Annotated in this window: 16 protein-coding genes; 8 read left to right on the forward strand and 8 right to left on the reverse strand. The window is 42.4% G+C overall.

Going from position 1 to position 21775, the window contains the following annotated elements; all coding sequences use genetic code 11:
* Positions 1–48 precede the first annotated feature (48 nt).
* From K245_RS0106415 to K245_RS27630, 8 genes are all read right to left on the reverse strand, one after another.
* Positions 49–720 carry a TetR/AcrR family transcriptional regulator gene (locus K245_RS0106415; protein WP_027358630.1) on the reverse strand — a complete coding sequence of 224 codons (672 nt, stop codon included), beginning with the start codon at positions 718–720 and terminating at the stop codon, positions 49–51.
* A 170-nt stretch (positions 721–890) separates the two neighbouring features.
* Positions 891–1937, reverse strand: a complete 1047-nt coding sequence (locus tag K245_RS0106420) for a hypothetical protein (protein ID WP_027358631.1) — start codon at positions 1935–1937, stop codon at positions 891–893.
* A gap of 201 nt (positions 1938–2138) precedes the next feature.
* Entirely contained in the window at positions 2139–3551 is a 1413-nt protein-coding gene (glnA, locus tag K245_RS0106425; protein WP_027358632.1) for a type I glutamate--ammonia ligase, read from the reverse strand.
* A gap of 227 nt (positions 3552–3778) precedes the next feature.
* The gene (locus K245_RS0106430; protein ID WP_027358633.1) at positions 3779–4117 is read right to left on the reverse strand and encodes a P-II family nitrogen regulator; all 339 of its coding nucleotides are present in this window, start codon (positions 4115–4117) and stop codon (positions 3779–3781) included.
* Between the two features lie 56 nt (positions 4118–4173).
* Positions 4174–5388 carry an ammonium transporter gene (locus tag K245_RS0106435; protein WP_232223802.1) on the reverse strand — a complete coding sequence of 405 codons (1215 nt, stop codon included), beginning with the start codon at positions 5386–5388 and terminating at the stop codon, positions 4174–4176.
* A gap of 48 nt (positions 5389–5436) precedes the next feature.
* Positions 5437–8064 (reverse strand): [protein-PII] uridylyltransferase, encoded by a 2628-nt coding sequence (gene glnD, locus K245_RS23355; protein ID WP_051283928.1) that lies wholly within the window; start codon positions 8062–8064, stop codon positions 5437–5439.
* Between the two features lie 626 nt (positions 8065–8690).
* A complete protein-coding gene (glnE, locus tag K245_RS23360; RefSeq protein WP_156906714.1) occupies positions 8691–11606 on the reverse strand; it encodes a bifunctional [glutamate--ammonia ligase]-adenylyl-L-tyrosine phosphorylase/[glutamate--ammonia-ligase] adenylyltransferase in 2916 nt (971 codons plus the stop codon).
* Positions 11607–11615: 9 nt separating this feature from the next.
* The gene (locus tag K245_RS27630; protein ID WP_156906715.1) at positions 11616–11759 is read right to left on the reverse strand and encodes a hypothetical protein; all 144 of its coding nucleotides are present in this window, start codon (positions 11757–11759) and stop codon (positions 11616–11618) included.
* Between the two features lie 172 nt (positions 11760–11931).
* Here K245_RS27630 and K245_RS26420 point away from each other — a divergent pair, with 172 nt between their 5' ends.
* The 8 genes from K245_RS26420 (at position 11932) to K245_RS0106500 (ending at position 21766) form a co-directional block, all read left to right on the forward strand.
* Positions 11932–12723 carry an SEL1-like repeat protein gene (locus K245_RS26420; protein WP_027358635.1) on the forward strand — a complete coding sequence of 264 codons (792 nt, stop codon included), beginning with the start codon at positions 11932–11934 and terminating at the stop codon, positions 12721–12723.
* 12 nt (positions 12724–12735) lie between these two features.
* A complete protein-coding gene (locus K245_RS0106460) occupies positions 12736–13107 on the forward strand; it encodes a hypothetical protein (RefSeq protein WP_027358636.1) in 372 nt (123 codons plus the stop codon).
* 346 nt (positions 13108–13453) lie between these two features.
* Positions 13454–14152, forward strand: coding sequence for a GAF and ANTAR domain-containing protein (locus K245_RS0106465; protein WP_027358637.1), 699 nt, complete (start codon positions 13454–13456; stop codon positions 14150–14152).
* Positions 14153–14200: 48 nt separating this feature from the next.
* A complete protein-coding gene (gene mtgA, locus K245_RS0106470; protein WP_027358638.1) occupies positions 14201–14899 on the forward strand; it encodes a monofunctional biosynthetic peptidoglycan transglycosylase in 699 nt (232 codons plus the stop codon).
* A 493-nt stretch (positions 14900–15392) separates the two neighbouring features.
* Positions 15393–16094 carry a PTS sugar transporter subunit IIA gene (locus tag K245_RS0106485; protein WP_027358639.1) on the forward strand — a complete coding sequence of 234 codons (702 nt, stop codon included), beginning with the start codon at positions 15393–15395 and terminating at the stop codon, positions 16092–16094.
* Positions 16091–17833 carry a chloride channel protein gene (locus K245_RS0106490; RefSeq protein ID WP_027358640.1) on the forward strand — a complete coding sequence of 581 codons (1743 nt, stop codon included), beginning with the start codon at positions 16091–16093 and terminating at the stop codon, positions 17831–17833. The genes K245_RS0106485 and K245_RS0106490 overlap by 4 nt, the downstream gene beginning before the upstream one ends.
* Before the next feature lie 599 nt (positions 17834–18432).
* Positions 18433–20220: a KamA family radical SAM protein gene (locus K245_RS0106495; RefSeq protein ID WP_027358641.1), complete on the forward strand. Its 1788-nt coding sequence runs from the start codon at positions 18433–18435 to the stop codon at positions 20218–20220.
* 220 nt (positions 20221–20440) lie between these two features.
* Positions 20441–21766, forward strand: coding sequence for a glutamine synthetase family protein (locus tag K245_RS0106500; RefSeq protein ID WP_027358642.1), 1326 nt, complete (start codon positions 20441–20443; stop codon positions 21764–21766).
* Positions 21767–21775 lie beyond the last annotated feature (9 nt).

The raw sequence follows: 21775 nt of genomic DNA on the forward strand, positions 1-21775 counted from the left end.
TCGTAGGTCAGATTAGAGCGCCCTTTGCTCGTAATCCGACGTTGAGCCTCAATAACTCAACTCACCCATATCAATACGCTTCTTCATGACCATCACACGTTCGATCAGCTCGTCTGTCCTTGTTTCAACAAAAGCATCAACATCATCCATGACTTCATGGAAAAGCCTGCTGTTGTAAAGAGTGACTATCCCATGAAGTTCCGGCCAAATTCTCACAATCTGATGAAGAACAAAGCGGTCTTTCGATTCCCCGTCACCTGGCAGCCATGCGTTAACAGGCTCTATGAAAAGAGCCAGACATTTGAGGGCGTTTTCTTTTTCCCGAAAAGCCACTGGCTCTATGTCTGTTCCCACATAATCAAGATATTTGGGCGTATGGAGATTGAACATTATGTCGTAATAGCTCGGGAAATTGCGCCCAAACTCGACATAAGCCTTTACCATGGCCTTGAGACGATCCAAGTGATCTTCAAACTGACCTGCCCTTGAGGTAAGAAGATCATGAAGTTTTTCAAATCCCCTCATCCTGATCATCAGGTTAAGCTCATCTTTGTTCTTGTAATAATTATATATTGTTGTGGCCGTGATTCCGAGTCTTGAGGCTATTTTCCTTACGCTCAGGCTCTTGAATCCTTCTTCTATAATAATTTCCAGGGCAGTATCCAGGATCCTGGCCCTTATCTGTTCGACCTCTTCCTGGGCCATCGGCGCTTTTGGCATTTTGATCTCCGGTTAAAATAACGATGTTAAAATAACAGCGTTATATTTAAAATCAAGGTTTTTTATGAGCGTGTATTTTGTTTGATTGATAATATTTTTTGATTTTCAGGCAGGGCGGTTCTATTTTAATTATGAATGCATTCTCATAGTGAACATAAAATAGTTAGAAATCAATCGGGTACTTTTGGGGTTTCCACCCTTTCTCCTTTAATGAATATTTCTCTGAATGTGTTCTCATATATTGTGTCTTTACAATCTTCGGTGTGTGATGTGCTTTCCCAAAAATAAAGAGTCAGTTCGTTAGCACCGGATATTAAACACGCTGTTTTAACTTTGGGATTGTATCTGGAAACATTAAATCCTTCCCGTGCATACATCGAATCAAAGCTCTTCTGTCTGATTGTTTTGGCGCTTTCGGGACAAGGAGAAAGATTTTGCAGATCATTAAATGCCCTCGAAATTGTATTAGCATATGCTGAACTTCCTAAAGTCGGGCTGTTTATAATAGCTCCTTGTCCAACATCAGTAATAGGTAAGGCGCAAAGACCAACAAATGCTCCGGAAAACAAAAAATGGGACGCATTTACAGATGGAATATATCTTTGGGAAAAGCTCTGAGAATCAATCTTAACCGCATCTTTAGCCCAATAATCCATTCTTGGCAAAGGTGGTATGGGACCGATTAGACCAGTAAAATCAATTAAAGTAAGTCTGGAAAAGATATTATAAACAAGTCCGTAGGAGCTTGAAACTTCTGTATCAATGTTTTTTTCTTCAGACCCAGAAATTTTTTCCCATTCAAGGTTAACAACAGATTCATCTATAAATTCCTCAGGAAGTCTGTGGTAGGCAATCATCTTCTTTTTGTGAAAGATCAGATAAGGGGCAAGCGTATGTTTTTTTGCAATATAACATGATTTAGGCTTGCTCATGAATGCTGTGTCTGAGTCATAAAACACTGTGGCTGCATCGGCATCATATGCAGAAATAACTATATAAGCTTCGGGGTATGATTGAGAAAGCAGGAAGACAATTTCCTGGTTTGGTACTTTCTTGAGCATGAATGTTATGCCTGCGAAACGGTTTTTTTCGGGCAGATCAACTCTGGTGATACTTTTCTCTCCTATCGGTCGGATATTTGTTGTTGCACATCCGCACAATAAAAAGAATAAGGTCCTTATCATAATAGCCCTGATCGATTTAATGATATCTGTCATTGTCTTGCCCTCAAGTTTGATTACCGCAGAAAAACATTAATTAACATAAAATCTTTAATTCTCGAGATGTTTGAGAACTTCTGTAGCCTTTTATAGTTTTATCTATAGGCGATGCGAACTGCTGGGTGATTAACTGGGCGTAAAACAAAAAAACCGGCCCCTTTCGGAGCCGGTTTTCCAGTTTATTCTGCGTATGACAGATTAGATGTCATAGTACAGGAAGAATTCGTGCGGATGAGGACGGCTTCTGACAGCCGAAACTTCTTTTTCCATCTTGTAGGAAATCCAGGTGTCAATAACTTCTTTTGTGAAAACATCACCCTTGAGAAGGAATTCATGATCTGCCTTAAGAGCATTAAGAGCTTCCTCAAGATCGCCCGGAGCCGAAGGAATAAGCGCAAGCTCTTCTGGTGGAAGATCATAGATGTTCTTGTCCATTGGCTGACCAGGATCAATCTTGTTCTGGATACCGTCAAGCATGGCCATAAGGATCGCAGAGAATGCGAGATATCCGTTGCAAGAAGGGTCAGGAGTTCTGAACTCAAGACGTTTTGCCTTTGGAGAAGAGTTATACATTGGAATACGAATTGAAGCACTGCGGTTACGGCTTGAATAAGCAAGGTTGATTGGTGCTTCATAGCCAGGTACAAGGCGCTTGTAAGAGTTGGTGATAGGGTTGGTGAAAGCACAGATCGCTCTGGCGTGCTTAAGAATACCACCGATTGCGTAAAGACCCATTTCTGACATGCCTGCGTATTTGTCGCCGGCAAAGAGAGGCTTGCCGTCTTTCCAAATACTTGCATGAACGTGCATACCGCTGCCGTTATCGCCGAAAAGCGGCTTAGGCATGAAGGTTACGCTGTAACCGTGCTTGTATGCAACATTTTTGAGAACATATTTGTACCAGCAGAGCTGATCAGCCATTTCGAGAAGGGTGTTGAACTGCATGTCGATTTCGCACTGACCCGCAGTAGCAACTTCATGATGCTGGCATTCCATAACTATGCCGAGACTTTCGAGGGTCATCATCATTTCGTTACGGATATCCTGGAACTTGTCCGCAGGAGGAAGCGGGAAGTAGCCTTCTTTATGACGGATCTTGTATCCGAGGTTCGGATTTTCTTCTCTTCCGCTGTTCCAAGCCGCTTCACAAGAATCAAGCTGATAGAATGCAAAGTTAGGGCCTGAGTTGAAGCGAACGTCATCAAAAATGAAGAATTCCGGTTCTGGGCCAAAGAAAGAGGTGTCGCCGATGCCGGTGCTCTTGAGATAAGCTTCAGCCTTCATTGCAATGTAGCGTGGATCCTTGTTGTACTTTCCGCCGGTGATAGGATCTGCAACGTCAGCAAGAACTACAAGGGTTTTGTCTTTGAAGAATGGGTCGATCTTCGCGGTCTTTGCATCCGGAATGATTATCATGTCACTGGCTTCGATATTCTGCCATCCACGAATACTGGATCCGTCAAAACCACGACCTGCTTCAAAGAAATCTTCTGTAAGATCGCTGGCAGGAACAGTGAAATGCTGCCAGGTACCCATGAAGTCTGTAAAGCGGACATCAACTACCTTAACGTCATTGTCCTTAGCAAATTTGATTACTTCTTGTGGTGTCACGTGACTAACTCCTTTTTACTGGTTTTATTTCAAAAACCCTTCTGCCCGGAGCCCGGGTCCGGGCAGAAGGGCGTTACAAACAGATCTGTCTTCGATAGCTGTTTCTGGGCCAGGATTTATTCAGACTTCTTTCGATCATTCATAAGTATGAGCGGATACCTCTTCATGACCACTTCAGATAAACTGTTCTATAGTCCTGACTTTAGAAATTTTACAGTCAGTTAAAATTAAACTGCGCTTGTGCCTTTTTCTCCGGTACGGATACGAACCGCCTCTTCTACATTAAGTATGAAAATTTTTCCATCCCCAATCTGGCCTGTTCGTGCCGCATTGATAATTGCGTCCGCAACTTTTTCAGACTGTTCATCATCAACAACAAGCTCTATTTTGACCTTAGGGATAAAATCTACTACATACTCAGCACCACGGTAGATTTCCTTGTGTCCTTTCTGGCGTCCATAACCTTTTACTTCGGTAATGGTCATTCCCTGAACGCCTATCTTGTTGAGCGCTTCCTTTACGTCATCAAGCTTGAATGGCTTGATAATCGCTTCAATTTTTTTCATTTGTATTCTCCTTTCGTGGAAATCCGTTATCAACCTACAGACTCTGCCAAGTCATATTAAATGATATACCCGACTTCGCTGTGCTGGGATAAGTCCAGACCTTGAACCTCGTCTTCTTCGCTTACACGGAGTCCTGTTGTGACGCTTACAATTTTAAGCAGTATCCAGGACACTATCAGAGAAAAGGCAATAACCGCAACATTTGATATAAACTGGATCCACAGCTGCTCTGGATTTCCGTATAAAAGGCCATTTTTGCCGCCAACAGCCTCGACCGCAAAGATACCTGTCGCAAGAGATCCCCAGAATCCACCTACTCCATGAACCGCAACTACATCCAGAGCATCGTCGTATCCGAACTTGGTCTTAAGTCCTATTGCAAGGCAGCAAATTACACCTGCCACTATGCCTATTATGGCTGCACCCATGGGGTCGACAAAGCCGGCTCCGGGAGTTATGGCAACAAGGCCTGCAACCGCGCCTGAAGCTGCGCCGAGGGTGGTTGGCTTGCCATGCTTTAACCATTCAATGACTATCCACGAGAAGGCCGCGCATCCTGCCGCAAGATGTGTTGTCATGAGAGCCATGGAAGCCGCTCCGTTGGCAGCTAAGGCGCTTCCTGCGTTGAATCCGAACCAGCCAACCCAGAGAATTCCCGCACCAAGAACACTCATTCCTATATTATGTGGAATAATAGGTTCTGTTCCCCAGCCCTTGCGCTTTCCAATTACAATCGCCGACACAAGCGCCGCGCATGCAGAGTTGATATGGATTACTGTGCCACCCGCAAAGTCAAGAGCGCCCATTGCTCCGATCCAGCCTCCGCCCCATACCCAGTGGCATACGGGCAGGTAAACGAATGTCACCCAAAGTCCTGTAAAAAGCAGATATCCAGAAAATTTTATTCGCTCTGCAAATGCTCCTGTGATAAGAGCTGGAGTTATGATGGCGAACATGAGCTGAAACGCGCAAAACAGAATATGTGGGATAGTCTGTGTATCAACCATGGGAGCCGTCATACTCACTCCTTTAAGAAACAGGTAGTCAAGCTTTCCTATGAAACCCGACACATCCGGCCCGAATGCAAGTGTATATCCATAAACGAGCCAGATAATTGAAACCAGTCCAAGGCATATGAAGCTCTGGAGAATGGTTGAAAGAACATTTTTTGATCTTACAAGTCCACCGTAAAATAAAGCCAGACCCGGTGTCATGAACATGACAAGGGCAGCCGAAATAAGCATGAACGCGGTATCTCCGGAATTGATCATGATTGCACCCCCAAATAATAGGTTTTAAAAATGAAACACATTGTAGCCCTAACTCCCGATTTCAAAAAAATTATCAAGCGCAAGGCCTATTTCACTGCGTATCTTCTCCTGGGTTTCTGAATCAGCCACTTTTCCTCCGGAAGGTTCACGAACATAAAAAATGTCCATTACCTGGTCGACCCTGGTGGCAATTTTGGCTACCGCAACATCGAGTCCGCAAATATGAAGCGCACGCGTGATGCAGAATAGAAGCCCAGGAGCATCATGGGCAGTTACTTCAATAATTGTGAAAAAACTGGACCACTCGCTGTCAATTCTTACGCTCCAGTTTTTTCCTGAAGAGCCGTTGATTTTGAGGGCGGGCTTTTTACGCTTTGCAAGCTCCTCCTCAATATTTTTTTCTCCGGCAAGAACGGCTCTTAGATTTTCCCTGGCCTTGTCCCATCTTTCGGACTCAAAAATTATGTCCGGCGGGGCCTTTACCGTAAAGATGCTCAGACCTGTGTTTTTAGGCCAGGGATAGGCCTGGGCATCGAGAATGTCTATTCCGTTAAGAGTGAAAACACCTGAAACACTTGAAAGATGGCCCGGACGGTCTTCTGCCATTATTGTAACCGTTCTGACTTCAGATCCTTCCTTAATATCAACATCCCAGAGAAAATCCCCCTGGGGCCTTTCGGAATAAAGATTCAGGTGTTTCATTATATTTTCGACAGGCGTGCTGATCAGGTATCTTGTGGATATCTGATTTATGAAAGATTCCGGATTTATGTCCGGTCCTCCGAGATTTTGCCACGCCTCGAGTATTGTCAGCTTTTTTGCATCCAGGTTCTTGATCGCCCTTGCAGAGATCACTTCGCCCGTTTTTATTGTGTTCATGACCTTGAAGAAAAGCTCCCTGAGAAGGCTTGCCGTCCAGGTGTTCCATGCCTTCGGCCCGGTCGCCATGGAATCTGCTACAGACAGAAGGTAGAGCATCTTGAGTCTCTCCGGGTCTCTTATCTTCATGGCGCAGAACACAGCCGTTTCCTCATCGTTTATGTCTCTTCTGGTGGCGGCCTGTATAAGAAACAGATGCATTTCAATGAGAAAGGTAACTGTTTCTATAAAGGATGTTCTGTATCCGATTCTTGTCAGAATCTTTTTTGCAATTTCAGCCCCCTCCACACAATGGGTCGGAGACGCCACTCCTTTTCCTATGTCGTGCAGGAAAGCTGCCCAGAAAAGAGCAGGCCTACTTTTGAGGGTCTTGAAAATATCTGATTTCAGGTTGCTTTCCTTGTCTTCACCAAAGGATGCCAGGATATTAACCGTATTTACCGAATGTCTGTCCACAGGATGTATGTGATACTGATTGTATTGAATCCTGTGTCTTATGGTTTTCAGCTCTGGTACTATCCTTTCAAGAAAACCTGTGCTGAGCATATCATTCAGCACGCTGAATCCTTTTGCCGGAACAGATAATATTTTCTCGAACATCTTCATTCTTACAGGATCGGCAAGGTAAAACTGATCAGCCAGATATCCGAACTCCCTGATGATTCTTTTGGCTTCTGTTCCTATCTGGATCTTTGAAACAGCGCTTTCATGAAAAATCTGGATCAGAAGCTCCTTGTTTCTGAGTACATCCTCAGAAGACGCAAATCCTAAGGTTTCCCTGTTTATAACAAGATCAGGGCATTTGCATTTCTTTGGAAAAGTCCTTCTAAGGCTTAAGCGTTTTGAAGGAACAGATTCCGAAACAATCATCAGGTAAAGTTGCTTTACTGTGTCCATCGCAGAGTGGAGCTCACCAAGAAATCTCTCCACCGCCTTTTCTCCCGCTTTTGGCTTAAAGCCCATGGCTTCGGCCAGTCTTTCCTGGTGCTCAAAATAAAGCTGGTCACATTTCCGGCCTGTAATTATGTGAAGATTGTTTCTGACCTTCCATATGAATTCCAGGACTGCACCGAGTCTTTCAAATTCTTCATTCGAAAGATGTCCGTAATATTCGAGATCTCTCTGAAGCTTGAGTCCGAATCTGATTTTCCCAAGCCACATTATGGAGTGATAATCCCTGAGTCCGCCTACACCGTTCTTGAGATTTGGCTCAAGCACTCCTTCCGAATCCCCCGCCTGAAGATGTCTTGCAGCAGCAGAGTCTATTAGTCTTGTGAGATACGTCTTCTGCTGAGGCCTCACGCATTTCTCATGAATTTTTTCCATCACCTCCGTAAAGAGAGGGGACATGCCGCATATGAATCTGGCGTCCAATATTGATGTAAGAAATTCAAGATCCTGCTGGGCCATATTGATGCTTTCTTTTATGGATCTTGTGGAATGGCCGACTTCCATTCCCATGTCCCAGAGCGGATAAATCATTTCCCTGATCAGCTCTACAGCTTCCTTTGGCACTTCATTTCTGAAAAGAAAAAGGACATCAACATCCGAACGGACGCATTGCTCTGCGCGGCCGTAACCACCAAGGGCTATTATGGCGTAGGGCCTTTTGCTTATGCCCATGTTCATGCCAGCCAGGCTTTTTTCGAAGCATTCCATGAAGTAGCTGTCTATCAGCTCTGTGTGCTTCATGAGAAACTCTGAGGAAGGAATTCTGCTGAAACGGGAAATCAGCTTTTCCCGGTCTTCCTTGAGTCTGCCCGCTGCTTTTGCATGTATGTTTACTTTTACGTCCATAGCCCCGTCCTTTTTCTGTATATCTTAAAAGCAATTAGCGTGCCCTTTGCTTTGGTATTATGATATTTAATATGTAACATGCTTAATTAATAAAAAATAAAATTTTTAAAGTCGACTTTATTATCTGTGATAAATATGAATTATGCCGGTGCTTCGAGTGTGTCATCAACAAATTTGTAATAAATTAATTTAAAAAAATACAAATATGGGAGTCCTGGGCATAAAAGCGTTCTCAAAAACATAAAAAAAATTTTCAGAAGCTATTATTCATAAATCCAATAAACAACCATGCAATGTGCCAGTCTTTAATCTTTTTTATAATATACTGAATTTAAATGATTTTGACTGTTATGTTTTGTGGGGGGTAAGAGTCTTGAAAAATACAGTTACATTTTTGTTGTTTTTAGACCTGTTTTTATCCTCTTGTGTAAGTCAGGGGGCTTTACCATGAGAGATTGCCAACGTGAAACCTGGATTTCGGCTTGTGCCGAAATCCAGGGAACAGGAAGCAAATGAAAGTACTGGATGCAGGATCAAGTCCGGCATGACTCTGAAACCTTTTTTTGCGAGACCATCATTATAAAAAGGCCGGAAAAAGCACAGCCGCTACTTTTCTTATTGTGAAGCTACAAATATTCATTCCAGGTTTTAATGACAAATGCTCTATGTTCCGAGAAAATGTCTTCCTCGACTTCGTGATCAAGACCGAGCAGGTCTCTTTTATGCACTTCAATTCTGTAAGAAAGGTAAGCCTTCTTGAGACAGAGGGAAGTTTCTTCTGATATGATGCCTGTTTTTGCAGCTGTTTCGAGAATTCTTACATTGTCCGTCCAGATAGACATTTCAGGATAGGCGTTTGAATATGCGAGAACGAGATACTGAACAAAGAATTCTATGTCCACTATCCCTCCTTTATCATATTTAAGATGAAAACCAGAGACCGGCTTTTTTCTGTTATGGGTTCTGATTTTTTCACTCATTTCCGTAATTTCTTTTTTAAGGCTTGGAACATCTCTTTTTATGCAGAGAATTCGTTTTCTTATGTCATTGAATCTTTCGGAAATGTCTTTTCCTCCGACAATAACCCTCGCCCTGACAATGGCCTGATGTTCCCACGTCCATGCCTGGTTCAGAAGATAGTCCTCAAAGCCGTTGATATGACTTACGAGCACGCCCGCACTTCCGCTTGGCCTGAGCCTTGTGTCAACTTCGTACAGGGTGCCTGCATTGGAGTGAGTCGTAAGAAAATGAATCATTATCTGGGCAACGCGGGTGAAAAAATAAGAGGTGTCTATTCCGTCGAATCCCTTGGAGTACTCTCCTTCGCCTTGATGCAGAAAAACGATATCAAGATCCGAACCATATCCGAGCTCTAATCCTCCGAGCTTTCCGTATCCAATTATGGCAAAGGAATTTATGGCAGGTTCGACAATGGCAAGAGATTCAGGAGCAGCGAGCCTTTTTGCAATCTGCCTGAAAGACAGTTCTAAAACCGTTTCAAGAAGGGTTTCAGCAATTTCAGTCAGATGGTCACTGACCCTCATCAGGGGATAGGACGCTGTTATATCTGCCGCTGCCACTCTGAGTATTCTGGACTGCTTGAAAACACATAATGTCTCCATTTGAAGTTCCATATTCTCGTCATCTATCTGACCGAGTCTGTAGCCAAGATCTTCCCTGAGCTCTTCTTTTGACGGCGGAGAATAAAGAGTTCTCGGATCAAGCAGTTCATCAAGAAGAACTGGATGCCTGCTCAGGAAATTTACAATCCAGGGGCTTGCACTGGCCAGCTTGATGAGGTTGTCCACAGAGACCAGGTTTTCCTGAAGAAGGGCAATATAACAGGTTCTCTGCATGATGGCCTTTAGCAGATCCGCTATTCGTGAAAGAGCCGTATCAGGGAAATCTGATTCTGATATTTTTTTCAAAAGAGTCGGCATGAGCCTGTCAAGTTTGAGCTTCCCCTTTTCCCCGGCCTGCTTTAATGAAAGTTCCCTTATATATATGATGTTGGAGAATGAATTTTCAGGGTCTTTAAAGCCTGTATTTCCGAGGATTTCCATGGTTGCGTCCCTGTTTTCGGGATGCTGCCATATGCCTTCGAATATTTCTGTTTTAGCGCAGATGTCTGATTCTTCCCCGTTTTCTCCGCCGAGAAGGCATCTGAAATGATTGTGTACCTTTGCCTGATGAATTTCGAGAACTTCGGAAAAATCCCCGTAATCTGAAAAGCCCATGCCAATGCATATTCTCAGCTTTTCAAGCTCGTTTTCAGGAAGATCATGGGTCTGACGGTCTTCCACCTGCTGGATCCTGTGTTCAAGGTTTCTGAAAAAATAATACGCTGACTCAAGTTCCTGTCGTACTGAATCAGGAATATAGTTTCTTAAAGAAAGAATTTTCAGGATTTTTAATATGCTTCTTTCCTGAAGCTCGGATTCCACACCACCCCTTAAAAGCTGGAATACCTGTCCGAAAAATTCGATCTCCCTGATTCCGCCAGCGCCTAATTTGATATTTCTGCTCAATTGCTTTCTCTGAACCTCTGAAGCAATGCTTTTCTTTAAATCACGGATGGCCTCGAAGGTACTGTAGTCAAAATATCGTCTGTAGACAAAAGGCCTGAGCATGTCCGTCAGCTCTTCACCATCATCGGGCTGGCCAGCAACTACCCTTGCCTTTATGAGTGCGTATCTTTCCCATTCCCGTCCCTGGGTTTGATAATAATCTTCCATGGATGAAAAGCTCATTACTATGGGGCCTGCGTCGCCATATGGCCGGAGTCTCATGTCAACCCTGAAAAGAAGACCTTCCGGGCTGTTTTCAGCAAAAACCTTGAGGAATGATCTGGCCAGCTTTGTGAAAAATTCGTCAGAGGTGATGTCTTCATTCACCCATGTATTTTCAGGATAAGCAAAAATCAGGTCAATATCCGAAGAAAAATTAAGCTCCCTTGCACCAAGTTTGCCCATTCCAAGAACAAGCAGTTTCTGAATTCTTCCGTCTGATCTTTTGGGATATCCATATCTTAGGGCAAGCTCACCGAATATGAATTCGCAGACTTGATCCACGCAGGCTTCGGCAAGAAGAGACAGGTCCCTTAGGGTCTCGTCAAGATCCGCAAGACCGTTTATGTCCCGCCATGCTATCCGAACATATTCCCTTGCCCTTAGTTTTCTGAGATTTGAACCAAGATCATCCTGGTTTTTTGAGCAGAGTCTGATCTTTTTGACCGTCTCAAAAAGTCTGTCAGTTTCGTAGCTTTGATCAAGATCTCTGCTTTCGACAAGGTCAGAGATTATGGAAGGATGTCTTGCCAGGGTTCTTGCTATGAATCCGCTTGATGTAAAAGCCGCAGCCATTCTTTTTCTGAAATCAGGAGAATCAGGATAAAGTGCATCTGATGTTTTTGCGGAGTCCTCAAAATTATGGATTCTTATTGAAAGCTCGCCCTCGAAAAAATCCATTATTGCACAGTCATCTTTAAAAAAATATTTAGGAACAGGCACGGGTACTAATCTCCTGATGATTGTATTTTTCACGGCAGGATCCTATTTTTTCATGAAGCCTGCCCATCCGAAACAAAGCTCAGAAATATCAGATTTTTGCTGAAACTGGCAGTGTTTAATGGTTGTGACAAAATTTTCAGGAATTTCATTGATAACAAGATCGTAAAAAAGTCCGTTTTCTGTCATTTCGGTGCAGGCCGGAATTCATAAATATTTGAAAATACTCGGTGCAGGATCAAGTACGGTATGACGCTGAAGCCCTTTTCTGATTTTTTTGCGAGTCCGGCATTGATATTGAACAGGAAAAAAGATAAAACCTCTCCGGAATCTGCAAGGCATAAACAGCAAGGAGAAAAAGATGAAAACTGGTTTTACGTGGGAACATGCACTGTTCATTTTATTAATCATCTGCATGTCAGGCTGCGCATCTGTGCATGGTCTGAATACAAGCGCGGACAGGGAGGCAGGAGACAGGGCCTTTGCGGCTAAAAATTACAAGGATGCGGCCGAAAAATATAGATCCGCTGCCGATGGCGGAGATGCCGCCGCCCAATACAGGCTGGGCCAGATGCTTGCCGAAGGCCAGGGCATAGCCAAAAATGACAAGGAAGCCGCCAAGTACATTCTTCAGTCTGCGGATCATGATTTCGGCCCGGCCAGAATGACTGCCGCTGCATGGTATCTTTCAGGAAAAAGAGGTATTCCAAAGGACGAAAAAAAGGCTTTTGAATATCTTTCAAAAGAGGCCGAACAGAAAAATCCGGCTGCCATGTTTTCCCTCGGATGCCTTTACGCAAAGGGGCTGGGTGTTGAAAAGGACGCCAATCTTGCGACAAAATGGTTTAATGATGCAAAGACTGCCGGATATGCAGTTCCGGATGATATGCTTTATGAAGTAAATATAATGTATCCGAAGTCAACATCTTCAAAATCTTTCAAGATACCCACAGGTAACAGCACCCTTGTTAGAAGCGTTCAATCAGGTCTGCTTCAGCTTGGATACGATCCTGGAAAGGCGGATGGAAAGATCAGTAAAAAAACGATACAGGCAGTAAAAAAATTCCAGGCCAAGGCCAATATGCCGGTGAATGGAAGAATTACACACTCGCTGCTCGAAAAAATTCAATATGAATTGAGAAAGAAAAGATAAGAGGCTGTATTTATGAAGATATCACACAGGATAATCGTTATTTCCATGTTGTCGGTTCTGCTTGTTTCGACATCTGGCATATGTCTTGAAGAAAAAGGCAGCCAGTCTGATAAAAAAAAGAATCAGGCCGATTTTAACAGATCCCTGGAAGAAAACAAAAAGCAGCTAACATTTTACAAGCAGAGGAATGTGGCGGCAGGAAAGATGCTAATGGGCATGTCAAGCGACATAATTGACCAGACAAGCCCTTCCGGCGTGAAGCTTGAGGCTCTTAAACCTTCGACCGGTGCTGAAGAATTCTTTATTTCCATCGATAAAACAGGTTATTATGCTGATCAGGTCAATATGAATGAAGGAATGCTCCCAAGAAAAAAAACGAAATAGTAGTTTCTGATAAAAATGGAGTTCATTTTTGCAAAGCCCCTCAAGCATGATGGCTCAGCGAAAAAGGCAAGGCAGAAAGCCTGAATGACGGCAATGTTAATGAATTAGCGATTTTCTGTAGGGTGTGTGCCGTCCTTGCACGCACCATTTGCTTGACGCAGACGGTGCGTGGAAAAGCGCCACGCTCCCTACGATTGCCTTATTTCAGCAATATTGCCGGAATCAGGATACACTCAAATACCGGGTGCTGGTTCAAGTCCGGCATGATTCTGTTTATATTCTCCGGCTTTTTGCGGTCTTGTCATTACTCAGATACTTAAAAAACAGCTCATCATAAAGGTATGCCATGGAAACCAGAGACAAATACATTAAGGCATTGATGGATATAAGCAGAGCCATAAACTCTGATCTCTACCTTGAGGATCTGTTGAAGCTTATTGTTATGGTTACCGCCCAGGTTGCAGGTCTTAAAATCTGCTCCCTGTGGATAGTGGATGAGTCGGAAAATTATCCCGTAATAAGGCTCAAGGCGACCCAGGCCATTGATCAGGAATACGTCAAAGACAGGGCGATATTCATGAATGAAGGTGTTGTGGGCCATGTCGCCTCCACAAAAAAGCCCATGGTCATAAAAGATGTCCTGAACGAGCCTTTATTCAAAGAAAAGGAAATGGCCAGAAAGCTGAATCTCATTTCTATGCTGGGCATTCCGCTAACAGTAAAAAATGATCATGTGGTTGGCGTACTCAACTGTTTCACGGAACAACCGCATGACTTTTCGGAAAATGAGATATACATGATCACTGCGGTCGCCAACCAGGCGGCTGTGGCAATATACAACCAGGAACTGATCGTCAAGACAAGGGTCATACAGGAAGAGCTTGAGACGAGAAAGCTAGTGGAAAAGGCCAAGGAAATCATCATGATGAGAAAAAACATTTCAGGCCAGGATGCTTACAGATCCATTCAGAAACACAGCATGAACACGAGAAAGCCCATAAGGGAAGTGGCTGAAGCCATAGTTCTTTCGGAAAAGCTTTATTAATCGTTTGCAGGTTTTTGTAATTGCTATCAAAGGCCCGGGGTTTAATAAGTGCGCCTGACAAAAAACAAAAAGTTTCGTTTTTTTCTATTACTGGTTTTCCTCGTTTTCTCATATCATTTCTGGATTTTTTCCAAGGTTCTGTGGTTCATCAAATTTAATCCCAAATCAAGCGCATTTATGGAAAACAGTCTTGATGAAATGCAGGAGAAAAATACCCGGGCTGAATTGAAACACACCTGGATTTCCTACGAAAAAATATCTCAGAACATCAAAAAGGCCGTGATTGCCGCCGAAGACGCCAAATTCCTTTCCCATGAAGGGTTTGACTGGGATGCAATTCAGACGGCTTTCGAAAAAAACCTGAAAAAAGGCAGAATAGTCGCTGGGGGCTCCACAATCTCCCAGCAGCTTGCAAAGAATCTTTTCCTTTCAAAAAGCAGAAATCCGCTTCGCAAAATTGAGGAAGCAATCATCACATTCATGATAGAAAAAATGATGGCTAAAAGAAGGATCCTCGAAATTTACCTTAATATTATAGAATGGGGAGAAGGGATTTTCGGGATTGAGGCAGCATCCCAGTATTATTTCAGACAGTCGTCATCAAATATAGATGCGTTCCAGGCTGCGACCCTTGCGGCAATCATACCCAACCCAGTATATTTTCAGAGCAGGATCAACTCCACAAGGATCAAGAGAAAAACAGGCATTCTCTTGTTCAGGATGAAATCTGCCAGACCGCCTGAATAATGAACATGGGAAATCATTTAGCTCTGTTTATTTCTGTATCCCAATATTTGATGGAGTCGCAGAATGCACCTTGGCTTATCTTCGGCCAAACATTGACCTTCTTCAGCCATCAGAAGATCCAGATACCACCGTCTTTTTTTGTGGTCCAGCATTTGAGACGTTTTCAAAAATGAAATGAGGGAAAACGATTCTGCAGGCTTAGGATGATAAGGAAAACAAATCAAAGCCGATGCCAGACAAATTTATCTTTACAGATCAATCTGTACTTTTAGGCGTTTAAGGTGCTAATAAAAAAATGAATGACCAGTAAATAGTATGGACTCGCAAAAATGGTGTCATTTGATGCAGGACTTGATCCGGCATCAATTCTTTCCAGTTAATGCTGAATCGGCTTTCTCTGGAATAACTGAAATCGGACTTTTTGAGCTTTATCAGGTTGTTATTCAAAACTCACTAAGTTTAGAAGTGCCCTTTAGTTTGAAAGTCATACACTATGATTAAAGATCTTTCTGAAATAGCTGATTATCTTGAAATTTCTAGGGCTACCCTTGAACGATGGATTTATCAGGGAAAAATCCCGGTTTCTCTAAGGGACAACTCCTGTGAATTTGATCTAAGAATTCTTCAAAAGTGGGCAGCCAGCAGAAAAATAAATTTCAAATTAGATCATTATAAATCACCTTTTGCCAATGATTTGCAGAATAAACAAGACCGTTTCCTTTCCGATTCCGTAAGGATAGGCGGGATTTTTTATAATGTTGAAGCAGACAGCCTTGAGTCAGTTCTTAAAAAAATATCTGGTCTGGCTCCTGTTTCAGGAATCGAGGCCAGAGATATACTTGCACAGTCGATCATGGAAAGAGAGATGATTCGATCAACGGGTGTGGGGATGGGAATTGCTATTCCACACATACAAAAACCAATGCCTGATATATTCCCTCAGTCATTTGTAACTGTATGCTTTTTAAAAAATCCCATAGATTTTTTAGCTACAGACGGCAAACTAGTAACTGTAATTTTTCTTCTGGTTGCTTCCTCACCCCAGAAGCATTTACAGCTTTTGTCAAGATTGTCATTTTGCCTTAAAAACAAGGACTTCATGGATTTAATAGCAAAATGCCCAAATGTCGAAGAATTCATCTCGGTACTAACTTCCCTGGAACTTCAGTTAACCAATCAAAAAAAATCATCATGAATAAAATATTCAAGTCATTTTTACGTTTTTTTTTATTTCCGCGATATGATGACCGTCTGATTCTCATAATAGCCGGTGCTTTCACAGGAATTTGCAGTGGTATTGCCGCGGTCTTTCTTGCCAAATCCATTCATTTCATAACCGAGCTTCTTTATGGGGGAACATTTGGCTGGTACTCTGTTCTTTTTCCAGCTTGCGGAGCATTTCTTTCTGCTCTTGTTTTGTACAAAGTATTCAAGGATGAAGGCGCTCATGGAGTTCCCGATGTCATTTACAGCGTATCAAAGTTTGGAGGCGCATTAAAGCTCCGCAGCAGTCTTTCAAGACTTATTTCAAGTGCATTGACAATTGGAAGCGGAGGATCGGCAGGGCCTGAAGCGCCCGTGGTAATGAGCGGCGCGTCCATAGGCTCAAATATTGCGAAACTCTTCAAATTAAACAGCAGACAAAGAATCATTCTTGTTGGATGTGGAACGGCAGGGGCCATATCAGCCATATTTAATGCCCCTATTTCAGGTATGATTTTCACGCTTGAGATCATAATAGGAGAATGGCACTCAAGAAATATAATCCCCATAGCCGTAGCAGCTGTGACAGGAGCCCAGACCGGATGGTTTTTAAAGGGCAAAAAATCGGTTTTTATCATTGAAAATGCCTTCAATTTTGAACTTCATGACATTGTATCCTGCATTGGCCTCGCAATTTTTACAGGTCTTGCCTCAATTCTGTTGACCAGACTAATGAGGGGAATGAGCCGATTAACTTCTCGAATAAAGCTGCCTGTATGGTGCAAGGCTCCCATAGGCGGCCTGATGGTCGGAGTTATAGGTCTCTTATATCCTTATATTCTGGGTGAAGGATATGAAGGCATTCAAATGATGATCGAGGGCAATTTTGACAGACCAGACTATATTATATGGTTTTTGTTTCTTCCTGCTTTTTATATTCTTCTTAAATCAATTGCTACGTCCCTTACAATTGAATGGGGAGGCAGCGGAGGAATATTTGCTCCAAGCCTCGTCATAGGAGCTTTTACCGGAGTTTTTTATTATCGCGTTCTTTCTTTTTTACTGCCTGGCTATATTTGGGCCGGAGAAGGCTGGTATGCGCTGATAGGAATGACGGGGCTTATTGCAGGTATCATGCAGGCCCCATTAACAGGTATTTTTCTTGTCGTTGAAATAACGGGTGGCTACGGAATTATAGTACCTCTTATTCTGGTTTCAGCAATATCATCCCATTTTTGCCGATTTTTTGAGCCAGCATCAATTTACCTAAGGTCTTTGGTGGAAAATGGTAAACTATTAAGGCCAGGTACAGATGAAAGAGTCTTATCAGATCTAACTGTCATGGAACTTATCGAAAAAGACTGTCAGGTTATTGGCCAGCATATGATTCTAAGAGAGCTTGTCTTAATGCTCAAAGAAACAAGAAGAAATTATTTTTCTGTAAAAGATGAGGTTTCGGGAAAATTTGTGGGGATGGTTCATTTGAATGATATAAGACCGTATCTTATGGATGATCTTATATATGATAATGTCTTTGTTTATCAGATAATGCATACAGATGTTCAGACCATCGGCTTAGATGAGGATCTCACAAAGGTACTTGAACTAATGGACTACCATGGGCTGTTCAGTATCCCTGTCGTTGTAGACGGATATTTTGAAGGAATGATCTCAAAAGCTACTCTTCTTGACAGATACAGAAAGGAACTCAGGGTTCAGACAGCCTTCTGATTCTATTGTTGGTATTAATATTGCTTTTACTGATAAAATTATATTTTTTAAAAAAATATTAGTGCGTTGCAAATGCATGACATTGGCCTGTAGCCCAAACTAAATAAATCATATATATAAAAGGAGGTGGCGGAGATGCTTTGACAGGATCAATATAAGAATCAGCATTGCTCAATAACTGAAATATCATATTTGCTATATTAATAATCCTTTTAACGGATTATCCCTCTATTATAAATATTGTTGAACCTTGCCTATTATCTGGTTCTCAAACAAAAATTATAGATAAATCCCATCAATGCTGTCGGTGAAAACAAGATGAAGAATTCCTGCCAAGGAGTTACTCTTTATTATTTTATCAATCTGTTATCTCTGTTTTTAGAGTGTAACATATTGTAAATAAAGAAGATGTGAATTATTGTGGGTCTTTTATAACCAGTTGTATATTTTTTATACATATAATTTGCGTGCAGTGGATATTTTAGAAACCGGTGGCGTACAGACCCAGGCGCGTTTACGTGGCAACCGGTATTTTTTAGCTTGTGACCTTATATTATAAGCATGAGCCTTATTGGAAATCCTGGGAAAAGGAGTAAAAAATGACCTTAAACATATTCAATATGGAGGAATGCCTTAGAGAAGGTAGAACAATACTTAGTAATATCAAAGACTGCATTGACCTTGAGTCGGTAAGATCAATCCTTTATGCCTCAGTAACAGGTATCCAGTATGAAAGTTTCGGACAGAACAGAAACAGGTGCACCGATCATCAAAAAATTATAATTCGCGATTGTTCCAGGGCTTTCAGGGCTCTGCTATCCAGAAGATCAGACAGCTTGGTTGGTTTTAGTGTTACCCAGGTGCTGTGGGATCTGTCAAGAGGCATAGATCGAAGTGATTTATCAGAAGCTTTTTATGCTGAAATCATTCACCTTTTCAGGGGGCTAAAGGGGCTAGCCAATTCTTCTGAGCCAGACGAGTCTACCATGACAGGGCTGAAAGGCCGCGAAGCTGCTGTTGCAAGATCCAACGAACTCGACAGAATATGGGGCAAAATTGAGCATGTTATGTCAAGATATCACGATGGTTTTTCTGAGGATGCAGTTAGCAGAAGAAACGAAAGGCGCGGGCATATCCTTGAAAAAACCCGAGGTTCTGAAAATGACTGGAACAACTGGCACTGGCAGGTCAAAAATATAATAACAGACTCTGACAGGCTTTCATCAATGGTGAATCTGAATGAATCTGAGTTTGAAGCAGTAAAAAAGGCTGTTGCAGCCCGTCTCCCATTTGGAGTCACTCCCTATTACGCATCACTTATGGACAATGATCCTGAAAAAGGCAGGGACATGGCAATAAGGGCACAAGTAATCCCGACTCCTTACTATGTTGAAAAAATGGCGGCGCACGGAGATAACAGGGCCGCAGCATTTGATTTTATGCTTGAGGCAGATACATCTCCGGTTGATCTTGTCACAAGAAGATATCCTGCGATTGTTATTTTGAAGCCTTTTAATACCTGTCCTCAGATTTGTGTTTACTGTCAGAGAAACTGGGAAATAGATCAGGCAATGGCTCCCGGCTCAATGGCAGGTAAGAAAAAAATAGAAGAAGCCTGCAAATGGATTGAAGATCATCCTTCAATTAAGGAGGTTCTTGTTACTGGCGGAGATCCACTTGCAATGTCTGATCGGGCTATTGAGTCCATCCTTGAAAGACTATCCTTGATCCGTCATGTGGAAATGATCCGAATCGGCTCAAGGACTCCTGTCACATTGCCAATGCGTATTACGGCAAAATTTGCTGAGATGCTTGGAAAATTTCGCAAACCAGGGATAAGAGATATCTGCGTCGTCACCCATATAGAGCATGTTTATGAAGTCACCCCGGAACTAGTCACAGCGGTTGAACTCCTTAAAAGACAAGGAATAGGAGTTTATAACCAGCATGTCTTTACTTTCCATGTTTCAAGGCGATTCGAGGCTTCGGCCCTTCGTAGGCTTTTGCGTAAATGCGGAATAGATCCTTATTATACATTCGCTCCAAAGGCTAAGGAAGAAACCGATGAATACAGGGTTCCGCTTGCAAGAATCCTTCAGGAGCAAAAGGAAGAGTCTCGTCTTATGCCAGGCACAAGACGAACCGATGAGCCTGTATATAATGTTCCAGGACTCGGCAAGAATTATTTAAGGGCTCTTCAGCACAGGGATTTGATTTCTATCCTTCCAGATGGCTCAAGGGTTTATGAATTCCATCCATGGGAAAAAAATATCATAAAAAGAGATTCATATTTAGGTTCAGATATTCCAATTCTCACATATCTTTCAAGACTCAGGTCAATTGGCGAAAACCCAGATGACTATTCAAGTATCTGGTATTATTTCTGAGATTTAAGCTTGGCAAGGTCGCAAAAAGTTCGCTTCTCGTCATTTCGGCGCAGGCCGGAATCCAGAAGTATCTGAATATACTGGATGCCGGGCCAAGCCCAGCATGACGCCGATGCCTTTTTTTGACTTTTTGCGAGACCACCAAGCTTGGCTTATGATCAACGCTGACATGGACATAAAAGATTAAACCCATCTGACAATTAGACGACAGAGGACTATCATGAATTATTCTGAAATGACAGACCATGACATGGAACTCACCAAAATTTTCTTCTGTGATCTCAACGGAAGGACAATGAACCTTTCAGTAAATGGTATGGGATTAGATAACATAGAAAAAAATGGAATAGGATTTGACGGAAGTTCAATTGCAGGCTTTGCAAGTGTCGAAAATAGCGACCGGCTTCTTTTTCCCTTGAAAGAAAGTTTTAAGAAGATCGAATTCAAGGGAGAATCCATTAAATTTTTCATAGGCAAAATCTGCGATGAACAAGGTAAAAGATCAGATATAGATGCGAGAGCAATTCTTGAAAAAATTCTTGAAAAAGCAAGAAATAATTATGGATTTAGTTTTCTTGCAGGTCCTGAGCATGAATTCTTTTTGCTAAAAGGTAATGAATTTGAGCTGACAGGAGAGCCGGTAAATAAAAAGGCCCATTCTGACATGGCCGGATACTGTCATTCCCAGCCCCATGACAGGGGGGGACAAATAAGGCATCGGATAACCAAAATTCTGCAAGGCTGTGGAGTAAACTACGAAAAAACACATCATGAGGTGACTCCTTCCCAGCATGAAATTAACCTCGAATGTTGCGATCCTCTCGAGGCAGGAGACAGGACAGTCCTTTTTTCATATATTGCCAAAAAAGTTGCCATGAAAAACGGATTCTACGCCACATTCATGCCAAAACCCTTTGACAGTCTAAACAGAAGCGCACTCCATATTCATCTGTCAATGATGGATAGCGAAGGGAATAACCTTTTTCACAGACAGGGTGCTGAATACAACCTGAGCGATGAAGCAAAATATTTCATGGGAGGAATACTCAAATATGCAAGAGAAACCTCTGTGATAATGGCTTCTACCTATAATTCCTACAAGGCATATATCGCTGAAAAGGAAGCTCCTGTCCTTAGAAGCTGGGGGTTCAGGAATAGAAGTTCCATGATAAGGATTCCATACACAGTTAGTCCACAAAACACACGAATAGAACTTAGAAGTCCGGATCCTTCAGGAAATGTATACCTTCAGCTTGCAGCCTTTATAGGGATGGGGTTAAAGGGGATAGAGGAAAAAACAGATTGCGGCAACCCTGATAGCGGGAGTGCATATGACAAATACCGAAACTCGAGAAAAATATGGGATGAAAGATTTTTGCCCAAGAGCCTTTACGAGGCTCTTGTCGAGGCTGAAAAAAGTGATTTTCTCAAGGATTTCCTTGGGAAGACAATCTATGATAATTATATACGCCTCAAGACAGAGGAGTGGGAAGAGCACAGAACCCATATAACTCCGCGCGAGCACAAAAAATATCTTGACCTTTAAATGAGAATT

The sequence above is a fragment of the Desulforegula conservatrix Mb1Pa genome, from assembly GCF_000426225.1.
Lineage (GTDB): Bacteria > Desulfobacterota > Desulfobacteria > Desulfobacterales > Desulforegulaceae > Desulforegula > Desulforegula conservatrix.

Bases quoted from the DNA above. Each gene is read 5' to 3' on its own strand.
- K245_RS0106415 (WP_027358630.1), bottom strand. From the start codon at position 720: ATGCCAAAAGCGCCGATGGCCCAGGAAGAGGTCGAACAGATAAGGGCC.
- K245_RS0106420 (WP_027358631.1), bottom strand. From the start codon at position 1,937: ATGACAGATATCATTAAATCGATCAGGGCTATTATGATAAGGACCTTA.
- K245_RS0106430 (WP_027358633.1), bottom strand. From the start codon at position 4,117: ATGAAAAAAATTGAAGCGATTATCAAGCCATTCAAGCTTGATGACGTA.
- K245_RS0106435 (WP_232223802.1), bottom strand. From the start codon at position 5,388: ATGATCAATTCCGGAGATACCGCGTTCATGCTTATTTCGGCTGCCCTT.
- glnD (WP_051283928.1), bottom strand. From the start codon at position 8,064: ATGGACGTAAAAGTAAACATACATGCAAAAGCAGCGGGCAGACTCAAG.
- K245_RS27630 (WP_156906715.1), bottom strand. From the start codon at position 11,759: ATGACAGAAAACGGACTTTTTTACGATCTTGTTATCAATGAAATTCCT.
- K245_RS26420 (WP_027358635.1), top strand. From the start codon at position 11,932: ATGAAAACTGGTTTTACGTGGGAACATGCACTGTTCATTTTATTAATC.
- K245_RS0106460 (WP_027358636.1), top strand. From the start codon at position 12,736: ATGAAGATATCACACAGGATAATCGTTATTTCCATGTTGTCGGTTCTG.
- K245_RS0106465 (WP_027358637.1), top strand. From the start codon at position 13,454: ATGGAAACCAGAGACAAATACATTAAGGCATTGATGGATATAAGCAGA.
- K245_RS0106485 (WP_027358639.1), top strand. From the start codon at position 15,393: ATGATTAAAGATCTTTCTGAAATAGCTGATTATCTTGAAATTTCTAGG.
- K245_RS0106490 (WP_027358640.1), top strand. From the start codon at position 16,091: ATGAATAAAATATTCAAGTCATTTTTACGTTTTTTTTTATTTCCGCGA.
- K245_RS0106495 (WP_027358641.1), top strand. From the start codon at position 18,433: ATGACCTTAAACATATTCAATATGGAGGAATGCCTTAGAGAAGGTAGA.
- K245_RS0106500 (WP_027358642.1), top strand. From the start codon at position 20,441: ATGAATTATTCTGAAATGACAGACCATGACATGGAACTCACCAAAATT.